This window comes from Psychroflexus sp. S27, from assembly GCF_002810405.1.
Classification (GTDB): domain Bacteria; phylum Bacteroidota; class Bacteroidia; order Flavobacteriales; family Flavobacteriaceae; genus Psychroflexus; species Psychroflexus halocasei_A.
On sequence record NZ_NEXQ01000025.1, the window covers coordinates 170,114 to 186,006 of the forward strand.

14 protein-coding genes are annotated in these 15,893 nt (G+C 32.8%); 8 read left to right on the plus strand and 6 right to left on the minus strand.

The annotated features are described in order from the left end of the window. The first annotated feature begins 10 nt into the window (after positions 1-10). Entirely contained in the window at positions 11-1,468 is a 1,458-nt protein-coding gene (locus CAP47_RS11060) for a nicotinate-nucleotide adenylyltransferase (RefSeq protein ID WP_100776676.1), read from the plus strand. A 70-nt stretch (positions 1,469-1,538) separates the two neighbouring features. On the opposite strand, the gene CAP47_RS12430 is transcribed toward CAP47_RS11060, so the two are convergent. From CAP47_RS12430 to CAP47_RS11075, 3 genes are read right to left on the minus strand one after another with little or no spacing between them, the layout of a single operon-like run. Next, a complete protein-coding gene (locus CAP47_RS12430) occupies positions 1,539-2,228 on the minus strand; it encodes an FAD-dependent oxidoreductase (RefSeq protein ID WP_100776677.1) in 690 nt (229 codons plus the stop codon). A 56-nt stretch (positions 2,229-2,284) separates the two neighbouring features. Further along, positions 2,285-2,716 (minus strand): IS200/IS605 family transposase, encoded by a 432-nt coding sequence (gene tnpA / locus CAP47_RS11070; RefSeq protein ID WP_100775184.1) that lies wholly within the window; start codon positions 2,714-2,716, stop codon positions 2,285-2,287. Between the two features lie 57 nt (positions 2,717-2,773). Beyond that, positions 2,774-3,469, minus strand: a complete 696-nt coding sequence (locus tag CAP47_RS11075; protein WP_100776717.1) for an FAD-dependent oxidoreductase — start codon at positions 3,467-3,469, stop codon at positions 2,774-2,776. Between the two features lie 184 nt (positions 3,470-3,653). Between CAP47_RS11075 and CAP47_RS12525 the strand changes: the two genes are divergently transcribed. The 4 genes from CAP47_RS12525 to CAP47_RS11095 all read left to right on the plus strand — a co-directional run bounded on the left by CAP47_RS12525 (position 3,654) and on the right by CAP47_RS11095 (position 8,170). Next, on the plus strand, positions 3,654-4,967 hold the full coding sequence (locus CAP47_RS12525; protein WP_238141044.1) for a T9SS type A sorting domain-containing protein: 1,314 nt from the start codon (positions 3,654-3,656) through the stop codon (positions 4,965-4,967). Between the two features lie 184 nt (positions 4,968-5,151). Continuing rightward, the gene (locus tag CAP47_RS11085) at positions 5,152-5,514 is read left to right on the plus strand and encodes a BlaI/MecI/CopY family transcriptional regulator (protein ID WP_100776678.1); all 363 of its coding nucleotides are present in this window, start codon (positions 5,152-5,154) and stop codon (positions 5,512-5,514) included. Beyond that, positions 5,514-7,019 (plus strand): M56 family metallopeptidase, encoded by a 1,506-nt coding sequence (locus CAP47_RS11090; protein ID WP_100776679.1) that lies wholly within the window; start codon positions 5,514-5,516, stop codon positions 7,017-7,019. Before CAP47_RS11085 ends, CAP47_RS11090 begins: the two co-directional genes overlap by 1 nt. A 2-nt stretch (positions 7,020-7,021) precedes the next feature. Then, the gene (locus CAP47_RS11095; protein WP_093239553.1) at positions 7,022-8,170 is read left to right on the plus strand and encodes a tetratricopeptide repeat protein; all 1,149 of its coding nucleotides are present in this window, start codon (positions 7,022-7,024) and stop codon (positions 8,168-8,170) included. A gap of 15 nt (positions 8,171-8,185) precedes the next feature. Here CAP47_RS11095 and CAP47_RS11100 read toward each other — a convergent pair whose 3' ends face one another. Continuing rightward, complete coding sequence (locus CAP47_RS11100) at positions 8,186-9,685, minus strand: TrkH family potassium uptake protein (RefSeq protein ID WP_100776680.1); 1,500 nt, start codon at positions 9,683-9,685, stop codon at positions 8,186-8,188. Further along, positions 9,685-11,034: a Trk system potassium transporter TrkA gene (gene trkA, locus CAP47_RS11105; protein ID WP_093239558.1), complete on the minus strand. Its 1,350-nt coding sequence runs from the start codon at positions 11,032-11,034 to the stop codon at positions 9,685-9,687. Before trkA ends, CAP47_RS11100 begins: the two co-directional genes overlap by 1 nt. Positions 11,035-11,124: 90 nt before the next feature. Between trkA and ubiE the strand changes: the two genes are divergently transcribed. Then, positions 11,125-11,853, plus strand: coding sequence for a bifunctional demethylmenaquinone methyltransferase/2-methoxy-6-polyprenyl-1,4-benzoquinol methylase UbiE (ubiE, locus tag CAP47_RS11110; protein ID WP_093239561.1), 729 nt, complete (start codon positions 11,125-11,127; stop codon positions 11,851-11,853). A 6-nt stretch (positions 11,854-11,859) separates the two neighbouring features. After that, entirely contained in the window at positions 11,860-12,552 is a 693-nt protein-coding gene (locus tag CAP47_RS11115; RefSeq protein ID WP_093239563.1) for a porin family protein, read from the plus strand. Here the strand turns inward: CAP47_RS11115 and CAP47_RS11120 are convergent. After that, positions 12,539-13,291, minus strand: a complete 753-nt coding sequence (locus tag CAP47_RS11120; RefSeq protein ID WP_100776681.1) for a TrmH family RNA methyltransferase — start codon at positions 13,289-13,291, stop codon at positions 12,539-12,541. The two genes, CAP47_RS11115 and CAP47_RS11120, sit on opposite strands and share 14 nt — an antisense overlap. Positions 13,292-13,321: 30 nt before the next feature. Between CAP47_RS11120 and CAP47_RS11125 the strand changes: the two genes are divergently transcribed. Further along, entirely contained in the window at positions 13,322-15,871 is a 2,550-nt protein-coding gene (locus CAP47_RS11125) for a BamA/TamA family outer membrane protein (protein WP_100776682.1), read from the plus strand. Positions 15,872-15,893 lie beyond the last annotated feature (22 nt).

Consider the following 15,893-nt stretch of genomic DNA (forward strand, 5'->3'; position numbering starts at 1 on the left):
ATAATGACCTATGGCGATAAAGATTCTTGGAGATAGAGATTTTGAAAGCAAACCGTCCATCCAAAACAAAGCACTTAAGATAAACCTCAACAAAAATATCTACGGTACCTTTGCTGAAATTGGTGCTGGTCAAGAAACAGTTCGTAATTTCTTTAGAGCTGGTGGTTCATCAAACACCATTGCAAAAACAATGAGTGCTTATGACAAAGATTTTAGTGACGCAATCTATGGGACAGAACCAGACAGACGCTATGTCACTGAAGGTCGATTGCATAAAATGATCGACCACGAGATGGAACTTATCGAAAAACGTATTTCACGCGAGAAACATCCTAACAAACTGTTTTTCACCTATGCAAATACAGTTGCAACAATTGATTTTGCTAAACGTTACAAAGGTCACGGTTGGGTTGGTTTAAAGTATCAAGTTGAGCCAAAAGGTGGTTTCAATAAAATTGTTTTACACTTACGCTTTAAAGAAAACGATGCGCGATTACAGCAAAATACGCTAGGTATATTAGGTACAAATTTAATATATGCCGCTTACTATGCTTACAATAATCCTAAGCAAATTCTGAAAGATCTTTTTGATCACATCGATGTTGATCAAATTGAAGTCGATACAATTAACTTTTCTGGACCTCAGTTTAAAGATGTCGATAACCGCTTGATGAGTTTACACCTTCTGAAAAATAAAATGACAGAAGCTGTTATGTTTTCTCCTGATGGAAATAATGTTCTTCCTGCAAAAGTTTTATACAAAAAGAATGTTTTAGCGCTCAGAGGAAGCTTCAGGCCTGTAACAAAAGTGAATCTCGATATTTACGAAAAGTCTCTCGAGCTCTTTAAAAAAGAGCGAAAAGTCAAAGAAAAAAATATTCAGGTTGTCTTTGAAATTACTTTATCAAATCTAAGATCAAAAGGTGAAATTGATGAAGAAGATTTCCTTGATAGAGCTAAACTTCTTTGTTCGTTAGGTCACACAGTTTTAATTTCAAATTTTCAAGAATATTATAAACTTGTTGAATACTTATCTGAATATACCAAAGAAAGAATGGCCCTTGGAATGGGTGTCAATAATTTAGTCGATATTTTTGACGAGCGCTATTATAGAGATTTAAGTGGTGGAATTTTAGAAGCTTTTGGAAAACTGTTTTTCAAAGATTTGCGTGTTTACCTCTACCCTTTCAAAGATGAAAAAACTGGAGAAATCACGACAAGTGAAAATCTAAAAGTTCATCCAAGGATGAAAGAATTGTACAAATTTTTTAAATATAATGGCCGCGTCATTGACATTGAAAATTACAACAAAGACATCTTAGGTATTTTCTCTAATAAAATTCTTCAAATGATTTCTAACGATGAAGAAGGATGGGAAGATGCTTTATTAGAAGAAACTGCAAATATGATTAAAGACCAGAATCTTTTTCATAGAGAATATCAAGAATTAGAAAACGTCGGCTTTTAAATAAATCTTAATCAAAATATTTTAGAAAACTCCTTCAAATATCAGAAGGAGTTTTCTAATTGAATGACTATTAAATCATTTGCTTTATGTCATTCCCCCAAGTTGGATAAGCAAATATTAAGGCTTTTACTTCTTTATAAGTCAATTGAGTTTGCATTGCCATTGCAAATAAATTAATCATTTCTGCTGCTTCTGAAGCAATGATGTGAGCGCCTAAAATTTGACCAGACTTTTTATCAACAATTGTTTGAAATCCATAAGAACGTTCATTAATACGTTTAGCATTAAACCAATTCAAACCAAAATTTTCTTTGACATTAATATCAAAATTTCGACGCTCAGCCTCTTCTACAGAAAGGCCTATGGAAGCCAGTTGTGGTGTTGTAAAAACAACAGAAGGTTGAGCTGGATATTTAGCTTCTTCTTTGATATTTTTATCTAAAAGATGTGTGATCACAATCTTAGCTTCAATGCTTGACAGAGGTGTCAATGGCAAGCCTTCACTCGCAGCAACATCACCACAGGCGTACACATTTTTGTTACCAGGATTTTGCAAATATTTATTAACAGTCATTCCTTTGTTCGTAAAACTCACATTTCCTTTTTCTAAATTTAATTCATCAATTGACTGAACGCGTCCAGCAGTATTAAAAACCATTTCAGCTTTTACTGACTCTTCAATATCATCTTTTTGATAGTTAACACGGAAGTTCTTTTGCAATTTTTCAATCTCAGAAACACCTGCGTTGAAACTAAACAACTCTGCACTGAAAGTGCAGAGGTTTATTAAGACTGGGGACTAAAAGTCCCACTTTACTATTCCAATATAAAATTGGAATTATCACTCGAATCTCGACGGTGATGTTCCAAATATTCGTTGACCATTTTATCGGTAATATTCCYAGTACTCCATACTCCATAACCGCTTGCCCAAAAATGTTGCCCCCAATAACGCTCTTTCAGTTTTGGAAACTCTTGTTGAAGTTTCCTTGAGGTTCGCCCTTTGAGCTTTTTCAATATACTACTTACATTCAATTTTGGAGCATATTCAATGTGCATATGAACGTGATCCGAACTCACTACTCCTTTCAGTATTTCTATACCTTCGGCTTCACATATTTGGATTAAAAGCTCACGACAACGAGTTTGAACATCTCCGCGAAGTACCTTGTACCGATATTTTGTAACCCAAACAATATGGCACGTTAAATAACTTACCGTATGGGAGCCTTTTCTTTGATAACTCATAGTACGAAAATATAGATTTTTTCGCACTACTAAAGTGCTGCAATAAAATTGCAGGGTTTAAATCCCTTTTTTGAGACCAATAAAATCAATTCCAATGTCCTCTGAAATTTTCGTCAATGGGTTGACTATTTTTTCATTGAAGTTGGATAAAGGTCTATCAGCCATATCTAATATTGTGACTTTTACACCTAACCTAGCTGCGATGTGCGCAAGCTCCATCCCGATGTAACCTGCACCGATAAAAATCATACTTTCAGGAAGCTCAGATAAATCTAAAAAATCATCACTTACCAAAGCAAAATCTCGACCTGGAATTTTCAATTCCATAGGCTTCTGACCTGTTGCAATAACTATTTTTTTTGCTTTAATTGTTTTACCTTCAACAGAAAGTGTGTTTTCATCTAAAAATTGTGGTGACTGATGATACATCTCAATTCCTAAAGATTTGAGATCTTTTTCAGTTGCGGCAGGAACAGCATCAACAAATTTCTTTTTAAAATTTTGAATATTCTGCCAACTGAATTCTGGCATCTGAGTAATGCCTTTGCCTTTCATTTTTTCAGTTCTGTCCATAATTTCAGACAAACCGACAAACACTTTTTTAGGATCACAACCTCTGTTTGCACAAGTTCCTCCAAATTCACGATGATCAGCAATACCTACTTTTTTGCCTGCTTCAACACATGCCTCCGCAACAGTTTTACCAGCCGAACCCGTTCCGATAACAAATACATCAAATTCTTTGATACTCATAATGCTGTTTTTCTTATCAAGATAAAATTTAGACTTATAAAACTTGTTATGAAAATGATAAATCATTTAAAATAGAATTATAAGAGTAAAACTTATTTATACTAATAAATATAAAGTGTAATTTCATTTAACAACATTATTAATTATTGACTATATTGCTCTGTTAACTTTTAAAAATTTTATGATGAAAAAAATTACTTTACTCTTTATTTTAATGACAATTAGTCTTCAGGCTCAAAACTTTCCTGAACCTTACTGCGACATTGATGACACAGATACAACAACTGAAGAAATTACTTCAATTGTTTTTGCAGATGCTGATATCACAAACACAGACATGTCCTCTATTTTAGTTGATAAAACTGCATCTGTTGCTAATCTTCAAATTGGTGAAACTTACACTATTACTGCTGAAGGAAACACTTATGGTGATTTCAGTAATTACATGGTCGCTTTTATTGACTGGAATCAAGATGAAATTTTGGATGATGCAAATGAAGTTTACGAGATTGGAACACTTGTAAATTCTGACGGAAATGATGGCACTTCTATTTCTTTTGACATAACAGTTCCTGCTGATGCACTTGCAGGTTCAACGCGTATTAGAATCACAAAAACTTATGGCGATCCACAATCAATTGCTCTCATCAATCCTTGTGCAATTGAAATGGATGCTTTCGGTCAAGGTGCTAATGGTGGATTTGGTCAAGCAATAGATTTTACACTGGATGTAACGGCTGCTCCAGAATTCCCAGCACCCTACTGCGACATTGATGACACAGACACGACAACAGAAGAAATTACTTCAATTATTTTTGCAGATGCTGATATCACAAACACAGACACGTCTTCTATTTTAGTCGACAAAACTGCAACTATTGCTAACCTTCAAATTGGTGAGACTTACACTATCACCGTTGAAGGAAATACTTATGGAGATTTTGATAATGACATTGTTGCATTTATAGACTGGAACCAAAATGAAATTTTGGATGATGCAAATGAAGTTTACGAGATTGGAACGCTTATAAATTCTGACGGAAATGATGGCACTTCTATTTCTTTTGACATCACAGTTCCTGCTGATGCACTTACAGGTTCAACGCGCATTAGAGTCACAAAAACTTATGGTGACCCACAATCAATTGCTCTCATCAATCCTTGTGCAATTGAAATGGATGCTTTCGGTCAAGGTGCTAATGGTGGATACGGTCAAGCGATAGATTTTACGCTGGATATTGAAACCTTAGGTACAAATCAATTTGACAAAAATGCATTGACAGTTTACCCAATACCTACTCGTGATTTTTTAAATATTGAGTATAAAGATGCTATTGATGAAGTGACAGTTTACAACCATATAGGTCAGGAAGTTTATTTACAAAAATCCGATTCATCTAAGTTACAACTGAATTTATCAAATTTAAAATCAGGTATTTATTTTGTAAAACTATCTTCAAATGAAACGCAACACAATTTCAAAATCGTCAAAGAATGATTTATTCTTAATTAAAAAGAGTTTTTAATCACTATCAAACCGTTTCATTTTGATGACTGAAACGGTTTTTTTATATAATAATCTTAACATCATCTGAATCATATAAATTTTAACACCTAAGAAATTAGTTTAAACTAAATATTTAGTTATATTTGAATTGTATTCATTTAAAATATGTGTTGAGATGAAAGAATTGACAAAAGCTGAAGAAGAGATTATGCAACTTTTATGGAAGCTAGAACAATCAACAGTTGCTGGAATGTTAGAAAAAATGAAATCACCAAAACCAGCATATAACACTGTTTCTACAATTGTTCGAATTTTAGAAAACAAAGGATTTGTCACTTATAAAAAAGTTGGTCGTGGACATGAATATTATCCACTCATTAAAAAAGATAAGTACACAAAATTTTCATTATCAAAAATAATGAACAATTATTTTGATGGATCTGTCAAGTCTATGTTGTCGTTTTTTGTCAATAAAAACGATATGAGCGTTCAGGAACTGGAAGATATTCTTTCAGAAATAAATAAAAAAGAAGACTAATGGAAACTTTCGTCATCAATTTTAGCTTGTTTTTATTTCTGTTTTGGGGTTTATACATCTTGTTTTTTAAGAAAGAAACCTTCTTTCAACAAAACAGAGCTTATCTGATTTTAACACCAATTTTAGCGGCTGTTTTACCTTTTATTTTGATTAATCAGCTCAACATTAATCAAGAAAATACAATAAATTGGCAGGAAATAACGCCTCTTTTATTTACTGAGAATATCGAAGAAGTCAATATTAATGCAGCAAATACAAATTCAAATATTGTTGATTTCACTTTAAAAAATGGATTGGCTATTGTTTATTTTCTTGGTGTTGCGTTTATGCTTTTCAATTTTTTTAGAAAGTTAAAACAGTATCATATTTTAAAGAAAAAAGCTGAATCAATGCAAACAGCATTTGGTGAAGTTTACGTGATTCAAAATAGCAAGGCTGCTTTTACATTTTTAAATAAGATTTTTATTGGAGATCTATTAGAAAATGAGGCTCAAAAAGAAATTTTACAGCATGAAGTTGTGCACAAAAAACAAAAACACAGTTTTGATTTAGTTTACTATGAAATCTTGAAAATCATTTTTTGGTTTCACCCTGCTATTTATAGTTTGCAAAATCAAATCAAACTCATACATGAATATATCGCTGATGCAAAAGTATCAAGTCGAATTTCAAAAAAGAAATATTACGAAAACTTGTTAAATGGATTTTTCGGCGTCAAACAAATTTCATTTACAAGTCAATTTTTCAATCATTCATTAATCAAAAAAAGAATTATCATGTTACAAAAATCAAAATCGAACAAAACAGCATTATTGAAATATCTCATGGTCATTCCTTTATCTCTGGCCATGTTAACTTATGTTTCATGCTCTCAAGATGAAGCAATAACTCAACCTGAAAATGAGGAATTTGAAACTACAGAAATAGAAAAAATTATCAGATTAGAAGTGGAAAATGTTAATAACTTAAGTGAAAATGAGAAACAAGAATTTGCTACGCATCTTTCAGAAATTCTAAGTAATAATACACCAACTCAATTTGTGTTATTTGATGAGTACGAGGAAAAATCAATCATTATTAATGAAGACAATTCTATTAACTATCCGCCTACTCCTCCAACACCTCCAACTCCTACATCCTCTTCAGACGGAATATCTTTTGCAGTTATTGATACGCCACCTTTATACATAGGTTGTGATGCTAATTTAAGTAAAGAAGAAGCGAAAAAGTGTTTTAGTCAAAAAATCAGTGAATTTGTGGGCTCAAATTTCAATATAGACTTAGCAAAAGAAAATGGATTAACTGGTGTGCATCGTATTTATGTTCAATTCAAAATTTCAAAAGAAGGTCAAATTACTGATGTTAAATCACGTTCAAAACACACATTTTTAGGAGAAGAAGCCGAACGCGTGATAAAGAATTTACCACAAATGAAGCCAGGAGAAAACGATGGACAAAAAGTAGGTGTTTTATATTCACTTCCTATCAGTTTTGAAATCAAATAATTTTGAGAATTTCAGTTTTAATTTTATTTATTTTTATTAGTCAACAGGTCGAAGCACAAACTTCGACCTTAGTTGTTGCAGATAGTTTATTTGCTATTGGAAATTATGAAAAAGCAATTAAAATTTACGAATCTCAATCACCAATAAAAGCTAAAACTTATCAAAAAATAGCCGCTGCGCAACAAGCAAGAGGTCTTACTTCAGAAGCCTTGAAAGCTTATCAAAAAGCGATTGAAAAAGATAATAATTTAACAATTGTTAAAAGTCGTTATGCAAAATTATTACGACAAACAAAACAATTCAACAAAGCCGATAGTCTTTACAAAAACTTAATTAATGAGTTTCCTGAAAACCCGAATTTCCACTATCAAATGGGCTTAGTTAAGCAACAACTAAAAGACAGCACAGCTGTTTCATATTTTCATAAAACATTAGAAAAAGATTCTCTGCACTTAAAAGTAATGTCTCGTTTAGCAAAACACTACTTTAAAAAGAAAGACTATCATAAAGCTGATGCTTTTGCTAAAAAAGGATTACAAATAAACAATCAAGACGTGCAAATGAGTCTGATATATGCACAAACAGCTTATGCTTTAAAAAGTTACCATATAGCTATTGAGCGTTATCTGAAAGTCATTGATTTAGGTTACGAATCATCAAATGTTTATGAACGATTAGGAATGGCTTATTATCAAGAATCTGATATTGAAAAAGCGATTACATATTACAAAAAAGCAGTTGAACTCGATATACGCAAAATATCAGCTCAACAGACTATAGGTCAATTATTACTCATCAATGAGAAACCGCATGATGCTGAAAAGCACTTATTGATTGCTTTACAATTAGCCAAACCTCAATTAGATAATCTGTATCAAAATTTAGGTTTAACTTACAAAGCTCAAGATAATTTTAAAAACGCGATTGAATATTTTAGACTTGCTTTAAAAGAAAATCCAAATAAAATCCGCAGTCAATTTGAACTAGCAGTGGCGATTGACAATTATTATGCTGATTTGGAAACCCGATTATCTTATTATAATTTATTTATCAAAAAATTTAAATCTCATCCCAAAGCTGAAAATTATCTCGCTCTCGCCTATCGCAGAATATCAGATATTAAAAAAGAACAACACCTCAGCAATAACTAATAATTGGCTTTTGATTTATCGATTTCTCCAGAAAAACGGAGTTAAGATGATCAGAACAGTGAACAACTCTAATCGCCCAATCAACATCAAGAAACTACACCAAGATTTTGCAAAATCGCTCAACCCAGCATAATTATCAACAGGACCTAAATCGCCAAAAGCTGGACCAACATTCCCTAAAGAAGAAGCTGCAGCGCCTATTGATGTTTTCAAATCTAAACCTGTTGCACCTAATACAACTGCACCTATGATAAATGACAACATGTATAAAATGAAAAAACCAAGTATGTTATAAACAATATCAGAATTAACTGCTCTTTTAGCGTAACGTACAGGTAAAACTGCATTTGGATGAAGAATTCTTTTAAATTCAAGAATTGCATTTTTGATCATAATTAAATGCCTGACAACTTTTACACCTCCTGATGTTGATCCTGCTGACCCTCCCAAAAAGAAAAGTCCGAAAAACAATACTGTCAGAAAGGGTGTCCATAAAGTGTAATCTGCCGTTACAAAACCTGTGGTTGTCATCACAGCTAACACCTGAAATGAAGCATGCCTAAATGCAGATTCTAACTCTCCGAAAACCTGAGGATGTTGAATGCTAGACAAGCCCAAATCAGCACTAAAATAAATTAAAACGCCTGATATAATGGTAAAACCTAACACAAATGTTGCGTAAAGTTTAAATTCTTCATTTTCATATATCTTCTTGAAATTCAATTTAAAGCCGTAATAACTCACAACGAAATTTGTTCCTGCCAAGAACATAAATAATATAATGATGTATTGTATCAAAGGTTGATCATTCCAGTAAGCAATACTTGCATTTTTGGTCGAAAAACCTCCAGTTGACAATGTGCTCATCGCATGATTAATCGCATCAAAAACACCCATCCCTGCAAAATAAAGCAACACTGCTTCAACAATTGTATAGCCTAAATAAATCAACCATAAACGTTTTGCTGTATCTGTAATTTTAGGCTTGAGCTTATCAGCACTTGGTCCAGGAGATTCTGCAGAGAAAAGCTGCATTCCACCAATTCCAAATAAAGGAAAAATAGCGACAGCCAACACGATAATTCCCATTCCTCCTATCCAGTGTGTCATCGATCGCCAAAGCAAAACACCTTTAGGAAGCACTTCAATATCTGTTAATATTGTCGCACCTGTGGTTGTATAGCCAGACATGGTTTCGAAAAAAGCATCGGTTATGGATGAGATTGAATTAGTAAAAAGATAAGGCAACATTCCGCTGATTACCATGAAAACCCAACCTAATGTCACGATTAAATAGCCTTCTTTTTGTTTGAGATTTTTGTCATGGTCTCGTGTTGTAAACATCATCAAGAAACCAGAAAAGCTTGACGCAACTGCTGCAGAAGCAATTTGATAAGCTTCATCTCCCTCGTTATAGTAAACGCTTGTCAGAACAGCGAACAACATAAAAATTCCATTAAAGATCAACAGTAATCCTAATGTGTGTAAAACGATTTTATGATTGATTGACGACATTAACTAAAAAGCTTTTCAACGCGTTTAATAGATTTTGGCAGACAACAAATAACCAAACGATCATCTTCTTTGATAACAAAATCACCCAAGGCTATTTCTCCTTTTCCATCCCTGATCACTCCGCCTACAACTGAGGTTCTAGGAAAATCTATATCTACAATTTTACGATTACAAATTTTTGAATTCTTCTTCACTTGAAATTCTAGCAATTCAGCATTCATGTTATTTAACTTCGTCATTGCCATTAAATTCCCTTTTCGGATAAATCTAAAAATATCATTAGCAGCAATCAGCTTTTTATTTACAAATGTGTTGATCCCCATATTATGACTTAACTGAAAGTAATCCATATTTTCAACTAAAGCAATTGTCTTTTTGACTTTTTTGGTTTTCGCAACTAAGCTTGACATGATGTTGGTTTCTGAATTTCCTGTGACAGAAATAAAAGCATCCATTTTAGAAATATTTTCATCTTCAAGTAAACTTACATTTCTACCATCTTCATTAATCACTAAAACATCTGGAATATCATCTGCGATCTCGAAAGCTTTTCTTTCATTCTTCTCAATAAGCTTCACATTATACTTACATTCTGAAAGTTCTTTAGCAAGCATTTTACCAATGTTACTTCCTCCCAAAATCATCACGTTCTTTATAATTCTTTTTTCAGCTCCTGTTAAATTATATAGCTCTTCAACACCTTCATCATCAGTCACAAAATAAACAAGATCTCCTCGTTTAAAAGCAGTATCGCCTCTCGGAATAATCGTGTATTGTGTTCCGTGTCGCTGAATAGCAATCGGTATAAAGTGCAATCCAGGATAAACCTCAGCAGCTTCCTGAACAGTTTTTCCGATAAAAGAAGCCTTTGATCTTAAAGTTACACCTATCATTTTAAGCGCACCTTCATCAAATTCAAAAGTATCTGTGAAACCAGATTGATTTAAAAGAAGTTTAATTTCATCGGCTGCTAAATATTCAGGAGAAATAACTTCATCAATACCGATTTCTTTTAAATTGATTTTGAGTTTTTTAGAAATTAATTCCTGACTTCTAACTCGCGCAATAGTTCGTTTAGCGCCAAGTTGTTTAGCAAAAATACAGACATTGATATTGATAGATTGATTAGATGTGACAGCAATAACCAAATCTACATAAGGCGCGTTTGCCTGCATCAAAAGTTGCGGAGATGTTGCGTCTCCCTCTATCGTTTGGATATCTAAATTTTTATCGGCGTATGCCAAACGTTCCTCATCGACATCGATTAACATAATGTCATGAGCCTCGTAAGAAAAGAGTTTCGCTAAGTGATAACCCACTTCACCTGCTCCAGCAATAATTATTTTCATAACACAAAGGTAAATGATTATGATATTCAAATAAAAATATGAACATAAATTTTCGGATTGTATTTAAAAATTATCTTTGTAAAAAAAAGTATGGCAAAAGAAATCAAACCCTATAAAGACTCCGAGATTGATAAGAAGAAACAAGTTGAACAAATGTTTGACAATATTTCTGGTGGATATGATAATCTCAACCGAGTTATTTCTTTTGGAACTGATCTTTCTTGGCGAAAAAAAGTGATTCAAATTGTTAAAGATTCAAAACCTGATAGCATTTTAGACATTGCAACCGGAACAGGTGATTTGGTTTTATCACTCGCTGATTCTGAAGCTTCTAAAATTGTTGGCCTTGACCTTTCAGCTGGCATGTTAGCAATTGGGAAAGAAAAAATCAAAAAAAGAGAACTGACAGATCGTATTGAAATGGTTCAAGGTGACTCTGAAAACTTACCTTACCCTGATAATTCTTTTGATGCCATTACTGTTGCCTTTGGCGTGCGAAACTTTGAAAATTTAGATAAAGGTTTATCAGAAATTCAACGTGTTTTATCTCCTAAAGGAAAGTTTGTGATTTTGGAAACTTCTGTACCAACTAAATTTCCTTTTAAACAGGGTTACAATATCTACACAAAACACATGATGCCAGCTATTGGGAAGCTTTTTTCTAAGGATAAAGATGCTTACCAATATTTAAGTGAAAGCGCAAGTAAATTTCCTTTTGGTCAAAAACTTTGCAATATTTTGAAGAAAAATGGGTTTAAAGAAGTAGAATTTATGCCACAATCATTTGGCATAGCAACGATTTATACAGCGACTAAATAAATTTTTATGAAAAAAATAGCAGTGGTTCTCATTCTGATATGTGCCTCTATGCAAGCCAATGCACAGCTTTTCACGAAAGAGAAAATACGCAATAGAGAAAATGTTGATAAAAAACGTTGGTCTTGGGGCTATTATCTCGGCTTTAACAATTACGGATTCAAGATTGATTACATAGATCAAAATGAAATTGATGTCACGCGTAATATTGGTTTTAATGTGGGTTTAGTCGGAAACCTACGCGTTAATGATTATATCGATATAAGGCTAGAACCTGGTGTTGTGTTTGCCAATAGAAATCTTGAATTTCCTAATTTAACTGAAACTTTTGAAAGAGAACGCGAAGTCAAATCATCTTATGTTCACATTCCACTACTTATTAAATTTTCATCCAAAAGAATCAACAACTTCAAGCCTTTTTTAGTTGGCGGAGCATCGGTTTCTCATAACTTATCGAGCAATGAAAATAACCCAAATGATAATAGCGCTGGTGAGTTTAGAATGAAAACAAATGTTGCAAATCTAGAAGTTGGTTTCGGAATTGATTTTTATTTTGAATACTTCAAATTTACACCTTCAATTCGTGGTATTTTCGCCATCACTGATGAACTTGTTCAAGACAATGACCCTAACAGTCCTTGGACATCAGAGATTGATAGCATGAAATCTCGCGGACTATTTATCAACTTTACTTTTCAATAAACGACAAGCGTTTAAACTCATTTAATAAAATAGAAGAAGCCGTTGCAACGTTGAGGCTTTCGACGGCAGGATCGCCAAGTTGCGGAATACTTATTCGCTCTTGAACGTAAAATGAGGTTTCTTTTGAAATTCCTTGTGCTTCATTCCCCATCACAATCACAGCATCTTGAGAGACCTCAGTTGTATAAATTGGTTCGCCATCCATAAAAGCACCATAAACAGGCAATGTGTTTTTCTTAAAGAAAGTTTCTATATCTTGATAACTGATTGAAACTCTCGCTAATGAACCCATAGTGGCTTGCACAACTTTAGGGTTGTAGCAATCAACTGTGTCAGAAGAGCAAACGAGCTCATTGACATCAAACCAATCACATAAACGAATGATTGTTCCTAAATTACCTGGGTCACGGACACCGTCAAGAACAAGTTTTAAACCGCCATTATTTCCCTCATTCTCTTCATTCTCAAACTCATCTGTTGGAATTTTAAAAAGCGCTAAAGCAATTTGTGGTGTTATCAAACAACTCACCTTTTTAAGTTCACTTTCATCAATCAGAAAATATTTTTTGGCGTCTACTGAAAAAATATCCACAGTTGTATATAAAGCTTCCAACTCGTAATCACTTTTTAAAAATTCTTTGATTACTTTTACGCCCTCAGCAATAAAAAGCTTGTGTTTTGATCTGTATCTTTTAGTTTTGAGATTATTAATCAGCTTGATTTGATTTTTACTGAGCATAAAATTGAAAAATTTAATTGAAAAATTTAATTGAAAACTTTCACAAAAATATCATTTCTATTCATACTGATTCTTTTTTCAGCTTGTAATTCTATCAAGCATCTTGAAAATGATGAGTTTTTAATTACAGAATCAAAGATTAAAGTTGATTCAGCAGCAAAACCCAATAACAAATTACAGCAATATACTTCGACAACTCCTAATTCTAAAATTTTTGGAGTTCCTTTAAAACTGCATATTCATAATTTAGCCAAACAAGATCCTGAAAGTAGTTTTGAACGTTGGAGATATCGAAAAAAAAATCGTGAAAAAAGACTGGAAAAATTTCTTTCTTTAAAACAAGTTGAGAAACTCAAAAGCTCTTATATCACAATCAACGAAGCGATTAAGCAATCAGGAGAAGCACCGAAAATTCTTCAAAAAGACTTGATTGAAGAATCAACAACAAGATTAGAGAGTTGGTATTGGAATCAAGGCTATTTTAACGCCAAAACGACTTATAATGTCGAAAAAGATACTGCCAAACAAAAGGCAAAAATCACTTATCATGTTAATAAAAAAGAAGTATACAAGCTCGATTCCATTTATAACCGAATATCATCTAAAAGCGTTGACTCTGTTTATAATAAAATTTTAAAAAAGAATTCGTTCATCAAAAAAGGTGAAGCTTTTAAAACTCAAAATTTCGATGACGAAAGAAATCGCATCACAAATTATTTAAGAAATAGAGGTTTTTATCATTTTGAAGAAAGCTATATTTCATTTTATGCAGATACTATTGATACAGGTCATAAGGTGAACTCTGAAATGATAATTTCTAATCCAGAAGAAAGAAAAAGAGACAGTACAATCATCATCGATTTTAAGCCTCATAGAATTACAGAAGTCAATGTTTTTACAGATATTGATTCAGATGTTAACGTGAATTATGCAAGTGACAGCATTCAATTTGAGAATTATAATATTTACAGCTTCGGCAAAATGAAGTTTAAACCAAGCGTTATTGCCGATCTTATTTTTATAAAAAAAGATAGTCTTTACAAAGACATTGACAATAAGCAAACTTATAACCGGATTAGTAATACGCGTATTTTTAAATATCCTAGCATTCAATATATTGATGATCCCGAAGACTCAACTGGCTTAGTCGCTAATGTTTTTCTAACACCAAAAGAACGTTACTCTCTAAATCTTCAAGCTGATGTCACTCAAAGTAATATACAAGAGTTTGGAATTGGTTTTAACACATCTGTGTTGGCAAGAAATCTTTTTAGAAATGCTGAAACACTTGAATTATCAGGACGTGGAAATTTTGGTTCTTCAAAAGATGCATCGACTAGCGATAAGTTTTTTGATATTTTTGAATTTGGAACAGATTTGAGGTTGAGTTTTCCGAAAGTCATTTTTCCTATTAAACTAGAAAGCATCATTAAAAACTCAATGTCACCTTTTACAAGCTTCAGTATTGGTTATAGTTCTCAAAAAAACATAGGTCTTGACAGAACTAATTTCAACCTCACTTATAATCTTAATTGGAAACCAACCAAAACCATCACGCACAATGTTGACATTGCTAACATTCAATTGGTGAACAATCTTAATGTTCAAAACTATTTTAACGTCTTTTCTAATTCCTTTGATCAACTTAACGATATTGCTGTTGAAAATATAAATCAACTAGACGACTCATATTTTACAAATCTTGACACCGATTCTCCCGAACTTATTATTCCTGTTGGTACAGATGGATTTATCAATCAGGTTAATAATAACCAAATCAATCTTGACTCTCAGGAACTCACGGAAACACGAGCAATTATCGAGCGTAAAGAAAGATTGACTGAAAACAACTTGATTGTTGCTTCTAATTATACTTACAACTTCAGTACACGAAAAAATATTTATGATAATGAGTTTTCTCAATTTAGAGCAAGAATTGAGTTGTCTGGAAATTTACTTTCTTTACTCGCTAAGCCTTTAAGTTTTAAAAGAAATAAACGAGGAAACTATAATGTTTTTGACGTTCAGTTTTCACAATATATCAAGCCAGAATTAACTTTTATCAAGCATTGGGATTTAGGCAACAAAAATATTATTGCGACAAGAGCTTATACAGGAATTGCAATCCCTTTAGGAAATAGTGAATCTATCCCTTTCTCAAAAAGTTTTTTTGGCGGCGGACCTAATGATAACAGAGGTTGGCGACCTTATGATTTAGGCCCCGGAAAGACAAACGGAATTAATGAATTTAATGACGCAAACTTCAAGTTATCTTTCAACGCAGAATACCGTTTTAATCTTTTTGGAGGATTAAACAGTGCTTTATTTGTTGATGTTGGTAACATCTGGAATGTTTTAGACAATGTCAGTAACTCAGAGGCAAGATTTGATGGCCTTAAAGACTTACAAGATTTATCTGTCTCTTCAGGATTTGGTTTACGTTACGATCTTGAGTTCTTTGTAATTCGTATCGATTTAGGTTTTAAAACCTATAATCCAGGAAGCGATGGCCAGAAATGGTTTAGAAAATACAACTTTGGCAACGCTGTTTATAACTTTGGAATTAATTATCCTTTTTAGATAGTTATATTTTTTTACTTTT

Excerpts from the sequence above, each read along its gene's own strand:
- trkA (WP_093239558.1), bottom strand. The coding sequence starts at position 11,034 with ATGAAAATAATTATTGCTGGAGCAGGTGAAGTGGGTTATCACTTAGCG.
- CAP47_RS11115 (WP_093239563.1), top strand. The coding sequence starts at position 11,860 with ATGAAAAAAATAGCAGTGGTTCTCATTCTGATATGTGCCTCTATGCAA.
- CAP47_RS11120 (WP_100776681.1), bottom strand. The coding sequence starts at position 13,291 with ATGCTCAGTAAAAATCAAATCAAGCTGATTAATAATCTCAAAACTAAA.
- CAP47_RS11100 (WP_100776680.1), bottom strand. The coding sequence starts at position 9,685 with ATGTCGTCAATCAATCATAAAATCGTTTTACACACATTAGGATTACTG.
- CAP47_RS11090 (WP_100776679.1), top strand. The coding sequence starts at position 5,514 with ATGGAAACTTTCGTCATCAATTTTAGCTTGTTTTTATTTCTGTTTTGG.
- CAP47_RS11085 (WP_100776678.1), top strand. The coding sequence starts at position 5,152 with ATGAAAGAATTGACAAAAGCTGAAGAAGAGATTATGCAACTTTTATGG.
- ubiE (WP_093239561.1), top strand. The coding sequence starts at position 11,125 with ATGGCAAAAGAAATCAAACCCTATAAAGACTCCGAGATTGATAAGAAG.
- CAP47_RS11060 (WP_100776676.1), top strand. The coding sequence starts at position 11 with ATGGCGATAAAGATTCTTGGAGATAGAGATTTTGAAAGCAAACCGTCC.
- CAP47_RS12525 (WP_238141044.1), top strand. The coding sequence starts at position 3,654 with ATGAAAAAAATTACTTTACTCTTTATTTTAATGACAATTAGTCTTCAG.
- CAP47_RS11075 (WP_100776717.1), bottom strand. The coding sequence starts at position 3,469 with ATGAGTATCAAAGAATTTGATGTATTTGTTATCGGAACGGGTTCGGCT.